The following is a 1034-nucleotide window of genomic DNA, read 5'->3' on the forward strand; positions in this document are numbered from 1 at the left end:
TCGAGCGGCGGCACCGGGAAGCCGCCGGCCGTCGGCTCTTCGGACAGTTCCTCGAACTCGGCCTCGACCTGAGCCTTCCTGGCCTCCTTGCGCCGCTGGTTGACGGTGTCGAACCGCATCCAGATGGCCAGCGCCCCGATCACGATGACCGCGCCGAGCCCGATGCCGAGCGTCTTGTTGCCGTCGTTGACCACCACGTTGCGCACGGCGGCCACCAGCAGGATCCACGCCAGGTTGACCGGGATCAGCACCTTCCAGCCCAGCGACATGAGCTGGTCGTAACGCACCCGCGGCAACGAGGCCCGCACCCAGATGATGAAGCTGAAGGTGAGCACGAACTTGATGAGGAACCACAGCACCGGCCAGTAGCCCTGGTGTGCGCCCTCCCACAACGAGATCGGGAACGGCGCCCGCCAGCCGCCGAGGAACAGCGTCACGGCTATGCCGGAGGCGGTGAAGGTGTGCAGGTACTCGCCCATCATGATCAGGGCGAACTTCAGCGACGAGGAGTACTCGGTCTGGAAACCGCCGACCAGCTCGCCCTCGCCCTCGGGCAGGTCGAACGGGATGCGCGCGGCCTCGCCGAACATGCACACCACGTAGACCAGGAACGACGGGATCAGCAGCACCACGAACCAGGTCTGCTCCTGCGCCTTGACGATCTCGGAGGTGGACAGCGTCCCGGCGAACAGGAAGATGGCCACGAACGACAGGCCCATGGCGATCTCGTACGAGACCACCTGCGCCGCCGACCGCAAACCGCCCAGCAGCGCGTACGGCGAGCGCGACGACCACCCGGCCAGCACCACGCCGTAGACCGACACGGCACCCATGGCCAGCATGAACAGCACCGCCACCGGCAGGTCCACCAGCTGCAGCGGCGTGCGCACGCCGAACAGGTTGACCATCGGCCCGAACGGCACGATCGAGAAGGCCAGGAACGCCGGCACCACCATGATGACCGGGGCCAGCAGGTAGAGCACCTTGTCCACGGTCCGCGGGAAGAGGTCCTCCTTCAGCCCCATCTTCATCTT

Annotated in this window: 1 protein-coding gene; it reads right to left on the reverse strand. The window is 66.6% G+C overall.

Annotated features, from left to right (window positions below; genetic code table 11):
* Positions 1 to 1025 (reverse strand): complex I subunit 1/NuoH family protein (locus tag ABN273_RS59230; RefSeq protein WP_502911367.1); only part of this gene is annotated, 1025 nt, incomplete at its 3' end.
* Positions 1026 to 1034 lie beyond the last annotated feature (9 nt).

Origin of the sequence: Nonomuraea sp. B19D2, from assembly GCF_040137845.1 — a bacterium.
In the GTDB taxonomy this organism is placed as follows: Bacteria; Actinomycetota; Actinomycetes; order Streptosporangiales; family Streptosporangiaceae; genus Nonomuraea.